Source organism: Mycobacterium sp. (assembly GCF_050701675.1).
Lineage (GTDB): Bacteria > Actinomycetota > Actinomycetes > Mycobacteriales > Mycobacteriaceae > Mycobacterium.
Genome location: NZ_JBOGDD010000202.1, coordinates 1 through 3,898, shown reverse-complemented (window position 1 = coordinate 3,898; position 3,898 = coordinate 1). Strand labels below are relative to the sequence as shown.

Sequence of the window (3,898 nt, the reverse complement as noted above, 5' to 3'; positions counted from 1 at the left end):
GCGACGGCAGGTTCGCGGGCCCGCTCATACCGCGTCCCCTGCGCTGGCCCCATGGGCACGCCGACTGGGCGCGGTGGCTACCGCTGGGCATGCTGATCGCGGGGACCGTGCTGATCACGATGTCGTCGCAGGTGAAACTGCCGTCGCTGCTGGCGTTGGGGTTCGTGGCGATGGCGCTGGCGTGCAAGTGGGGCGGCACGTTCCGCGCGTTCCTGGTCGCGGGCGGCTCGCTGACGGCGATCGCCGTGGTGGTGACGGCGTTCATCGGCTGGGCCAGCGGGCTGGGCTTCGGGTGGCTGTTCACTCTCGGCACCGCCAACGTCGTGCGGTCGTGGATGTCGCCACCGACGCTGATCGCGCTCGGCACCGGCCAGGTGGGCATCCTGCTCGGGCTGGGCGACCACACCACTGCGGTGCTGGGCCTGACCCGTGCCATCGGTGTGATCATCATCGCAATTCTCGTCACGTGGCTCCTGCTGGCCGTTCTGCGCGGTCGACTGCATCCCGTTGGCGGTCTCGGCGTCGCGCTTGGCGCGACGGTGCTGCTGTTCCCGGTGGTGCAGCCCTGGTATCTGTTGTGGGCGATCATCCCGCTCGCGACATGGGCGACGAGGCCGGGATTCCGCGGCACCACCATCGTGATCACGCTGATCGTCGGCATATTCGGCCCCACGGCCAACGGCGACCGCTTCGCCCTGTTCCAGATCCTCGATGCCACCCTCGCCAGCGCGATCATCGTCGCGATCCTCATCGCGATCACCTACCGGCGTCTGCCGTGGCGTCCGATGCCGGACGCGAGCGGAACCGTCGGGGCCGACTCCCCACCCGGCTCCCCACCACCGATCACCCGACCCGACGCTTACGCTGACTCACCGTGACCTCCCGTTCCGGTGCAGTTGGCTCCTCGCGCGAGCGCTCGTCGGACGTCCCAGTGCGGCTGCGCGGGGTGACGAAGCGGTACGGGTCCACGACGGCCGTCGACGGCCTCGATCTCGAGGTGCAGCAGGCCGAGGTGCTGGCGTTGCTCGGGCCGAATGGCGCGGGCAAGACCACGACCGTCGAGATGTGCGAGGGGTTCATCAAGCCCGATTCGGGATCGATCGAGATCCTCGGGCTCGACCCCGTCGCCGACAATGCGCGGCTTCGCGAACGCATGGGCGTGATGCTCCAGGGCGGTGGCGGTTATCCCGCGGCGCGCGCAGGCGAGATGCTGGATCTCGTCGCCGCGTATTCGGCCAATCCGCTTGAGCCCAAGTGGCTCATGGAGACTCTCGGTCTCACCGAGGCCGCCAAGACCACCTACCGGCGCCTTTCCGGCGGACAGCAGCAACGTCTCGCCCTCGCGTGTGCGGTGGTGGGTCGACCGGAGCTGGTGTTCCTCGACGAGCCGACGGCAGGGATGGACGCCCATGCGCGCATCGTGGTGTGGGACCTGATCGACGGGCTGCGCCGCGACGGCGTCACGGTCGTCCTCACGACGCACCAACTGACCGAGGCCGAGCAACTCGCCGATCACCTGGTGATCATCGATCACGGCGTTGCGGTCGCCAAGGGCACGCCGGCCGAGCTCATGGGCAGGGGTGCCGAGAACCAGCTGCGGTTCTCGGCACCGCCGAAACTCGATCTCTCGCTTCTGGTTTCAGCGCTACCCGAGAACTATGCGTCCAGCGAAGTCGGTCCTGGGGAGTACCTCGTCGAAGGCGGGATCGACCCGCAGGTGCTGGCCACCGTCACCGCCTGGTGTGCGCGACTCAACGTGCTGGCCACCGACATGCGCGTCGAACAGCGCAGCCTCGAGGACGTCTTCCTCGACATCACCGGGAGGGAACTCCGCTCGTGACGAATCGCTTCGCTCCTGGAACCTTCTCCCCCGACCCGCGACCGGCGACGGTGCCGAACATGCTGGCCGCGCAGTTCCGTCTCGAACTCAAGCTGCTGCTGCGCAACGGCGAGCAACTGCTGTTGACGATGTTCATCCCGATCACCCTGCTCATCGGGCTGGTGCTGATGCCGTTGGGTTCGTTCGGTCCCAACCGCGCGGCGACCTTCGTACCCGCCATCATGGCGCTCGCCGTGATCTCGACCGCCTTCACCGGGCAGGCCATCGCGGTGGCCTTCGATCGTCGATACGGCGCGTTGAAGCGCCTCGGTGCGACGGCGCTTCCGGTGTGGGGCATCATCGCCGGTAAGTCCCTTGCGGTCGTCACCGTGGTCTTTCTGCAATCGATCCTGTTGGGCGCCATCGGTTTCGCCCTTGGTTGGCGACCCGCGCTCGCAGGGCTGGCACTCGGCGCGCTGATCATCGCCGTCGGAACGGCGGGCTTCACGGCGTTGGGCCTGCTCCTCGGCGGCACCCTGCGTGCCGAGATCGTCCTCGCGGTGGCCAATCTTCTGTGGTTCGTGTTCGCGGGCCTCGGAGCGCTCACGGTCCAAGGCGATCTCGAGGGTGGGATGGTCTCGCCCACCGTGCGCTTCGTGGCGAGGCTCACCCCGTCCGGCGCGCTGACAGAGGCCTTGACCCAGGCGTTGACGTCGTCGGTGGACTGGTTCGGCGTTGCGGTCCTCGCCGCGTGGGGCGCAGTCGCGGCCCTATGCGCGCTGCGCTGGTTCCGCTTCACCTGACCCTTACCGGGTGTGATTGACCTTCTCCACCACACCCTTGCGTTTGCCGCGCCGCGGCAGACAGATCGCCACCGACACCCCGTAGTGTTTGGCCACCCCGGGGAAGGATGCGGTCACCCGTCCGCTGCCGGGATCGCACACGGTGGCCATCCGGCAGAAGCGCCACACCCGGCCCAAGCCTCGGGTCACCCGGTCCAGGGCAGCGACCAGATGCGGCTGATCCTCCGCCAAGGACAACGCTGCCGGCCACTTGCCCGAACACGCCAGCGACCCGGTTAACAGGTGCGCAGTCTTGCCCCACCCAGGATGCGTGTGGGTCGGGCAATTCCAGCCAGTCCCATTGGGTTTCATCACTCGGCGGATGCTCGATGACCGCGTTCGGGCGCTGCGCGGCCGCCCGCACACGGCGGCCGTAGGTCACTCCTGCGGGTTTCGATTCGACTAGGCATCGATATCGAAACCACAGGAAAAGCCGCCACGGCGCTGACGCGCCGAGCAGCACACCGTAGGTCTGGGCAGACTCATCTCCGCGCCAGTGGCCAGCTTTTTATGTCCGCTGACAGTTTCCTGGCCGCATCTCACATAACGCTATCGAGGAATGCCTTGGTGCGCTGATGACGTGGACTGCGGAGAATCTCGCTCGGCGGACCGGACTCGACCACCACACCGTCGTCCATGAATACGATGCTGTCGGCGACACTGCGGGCGAACCCGATCTCGTGGGTCACCACCACCATGGTCATCCCGCTCGCGGCCAGTTTCTGCATCACGTCGAGCACATCCCCCACTAGTTCGGGATCTAGCGCCGACGTCGGTTCGTCGAACAGCATCAGCTTCGGCCCCATGGCCAGGGCCCGGGCGATCGCGACGCGCTGCTGCTGGCCTCCGGACAGTTGCGCAGGGTGAGCGTGAGAGAAGTCGGCTAGTCCTACCTGGTCGAGCAGTTCCCGGGCTTCAGCGACCGCCTTTGTCTTCGGGATTTTGCGGATGCCAATCGGTGCTGCGGTCACATTCTCCAGCGCGGTCAGGTGAGGAAACAGGTTGAACCGCTGGAACACCATGCCGATTCCTCGCCGCTGCCGGGCGACCTCGCGCGGGGTCATCTCGTGCAGTGCCCCCTTTCGCTGGGTGTAGCCGATCAACTCACCGTCGAAGGTGATCCGTCCACCGTCGACGCTTTCGAGGTGATTGATGCAGCGCAGGAACGTCGACTTGCCTGATCCAGAGGGGCCGAGCAGGCACATCACCTCCCCCTTGGCCACACTCAGGGTGATCC

Annotated in this window: 4 protein-coding genes and 1 pseudogene; 3 read left to right on the top strand and 2 right to left on the bottom strand. The window is 66.9% G+C overall.

Annotated features, from left to right (window positions below):
• The 3 genes from mptB to ACRDUX_RS05860 all read left to right on the top strand — a co-directional run.
• Positions 1-878: polyprenol phosphomannose-dependent alpha 1,6 mannosyltransferase MptB (mptB, locus tag ACRDUX_RS05870; RefSeq protein ID WP_526411913.1), on the top strand; the 878-nt coding region annotated here is incomplete at its 5' end.
• Entirely contained in the window at positions 875-1,840 is a 966-nt protein-coding gene (locus tag ACRDUX_RS05865; RefSeq protein ID WP_526411911.1) for an ATP-binding cassette domain-containing protein, read from the top strand. The genes mptB and ACRDUX_RS05865, both read left to right, overlap by 4 nt.
• Positions 1,837-2,622 (top strand): ABC transporter permease, encoded by a 786-nt coding sequence (locus tag ACRDUX_RS05860; protein WP_526411909.1) that lies wholly within the window; start codon positions 1,837-1,839, stop codon positions 2,620-2,622. The genes ACRDUX_RS05865 and ACRDUX_RS05860 overlap by 4 nt, the downstream gene beginning before the upstream one ends.
• Positions 2,623-2,631: 9 nt before the next feature.
• On the opposite strand, the pseudogene ACRDUX_RS05855 reads toward ACRDUX_RS05860, so the two are convergent.
• Together ACRDUX_RS05855 and ACRDUX_RS05850 are read right to left on the bottom strand one after the other, a co-directional pair.
• Positions 2,632-3,022: pseudogene (locus ACRDUX_RS05855) on the bottom strand (IS21 family transposase); the annotation flags it as partial.
• A gap of 178 nt (positions 3,023-3,200) precedes the next feature.
• Positions 3,201-3,896, bottom strand: coding sequence for an amino acid ABC transporter ATP-binding protein (locus ACRDUX_RS05850; RefSeq protein ID WP_526411907.1), 696 nt, complete (start codon positions 3,894-3,896; stop codon positions 3,201-3,203).
• Between the last annotated feature and the right edge of the window lie 2 nt (positions 3,897-3,898).